3 protein-coding genes are annotated in these 1,213 nt (G+C 41.7%); all 3 read left to right on the top strand.

From position 1 onward, the window contains the following. Window positions 1–80 precede the first annotated feature (80 nt). Window positions 81–524 (top strand): YlbD family protein, encoded by a 444-nt coding sequence (locus SIN01_RS09405; RefSeq protein ID WP_010027413.1) that lies wholly within the window; start codon window positions 81–83, stop codon window positions 522–524. A 5-nt stretch (window positions 525–529) separates the two neighbouring features. Beyond that, complete coding sequence (locus SIN01_RS09400; RefSeq protein WP_010027412.1) at window positions 530–772, top strand: YlbE-like family protein; 243 nt, start codon at window positions 530–532, stop codon at window positions 770–772. An 86-nt stretch (window positions 773–858) separates the two neighbouring features. Then, the coding region (locus SIN01_RS09395) for a YlbF/YmcA family competence regulator (protein WP_170215007.1) at window positions 859–1,213 on the top strand (355 nt) is incomplete at its 3' end.

Genomic DNA, 1,213 nt, shown 5'->3' with positions numbered 1-1,213 from the left:
ATCATGTACCGATGCACCATTTTCTCAAGGGATGACTATGATAACCGTAGGAGTACCGATACGGGAAGGAGTGTGTCCTCATGGCAGAGGAAAAGACAAACGCTGCAATTCGTCGCTTTAAAACATTTCTTCGAAATCATCCTGAGATTGTGGCATATGTTCATAAGAATGACATAAAGTGGAGAGATGTGTTTGATGATTGGGTTATTTTCGGCGAGTCTCATGAGGTATGGGAAAAATACGGCTTAAAAGAAAAGTCAAGTGAAGATGACGATGAAAAAAATCGTCCAGCTTTTTCTTTTCATAAAGTCTTGAAGGTTGTGGATAATATTGATGCAAAACAGTGGCAGGAACGGCTTGAAACGATAAGCGGTGCGATCACCGGCATTCAATCATTTATCGGGCAGTTCCGTCAAAATAGCGATCAAGATCCACAAAATAGTCCTAATAATCAAGAACAGCCAAATCAAACCGAACCTCCGTCTGATCATGCACATAATCCATTTTTCTTCCGAAGGGATTGAACTGGATGAGAAAAGAAATTCAGACTTATTTGGACCAGAATGTTGATCTAAAACTATTTGTGCGCATGCATCCGGAATGGTACCGTACGTTGAGCAGATCCCCGTGGGAGGTCCAAAACCTTAAATCAGCGGCGGATCTTTTTTATGGTCGAACATTCAGTCAGCGGTTGGATCGTTTTAATCAGCGTGTAAGCATGATGTCGATGCTCACAGCGATGGCACAGGCTATGGCAGAAAAGAAAGTATAGTCCAACCAATCAGCAGATGTTCGAATCGATGAATGGCACTTTGCGTCCATTTGTTGTATATTTTAATAGAACTGGAGGTGTTCGAGATGATTGGAACATTGGAAAATATCTCGCTTTTAGATGGGGCAGACGAGCTTGCTGCAATGATGATTCAGTCGGAGCCCTATGTAAATTACTTAGAGAGCAAACGTAACGTTGAACGTGATCAAGAAGCTCAAGAACTTGTTCATGCTTTTTTAAAAGTGAGAGATCGGTACGACGAAGTGCAACGCTTCGGTAGATATCATCCCGATTACAAGAAAGTGATTAAAGAAATGATGCAAATGAAACGTGAGCTTGACACGCATCCTTCAATTGCAGCCTATAAGCAGCAGGAGAAACACTTAAATGATCTACTTGGTGAATTAAGCAAGGTTCTGGCATACGCCGTTTCTAAGTCAC

Source organism: Sporolactobacillus inulinus, from assembly GCF_006539285.1.
GTDB classification, from domain to species: Bacteria; Bacillota; Bacilli; order Bacillales; family Sporolactobacillaceae; genus Sporolactobacillus; species Sporolactobacillus inulinus.
The sequence above is the reverse complement of the archived record's forward strand: the minus strand, read 5'-3'. Positions and strand labels throughout refer to the sequence as shown.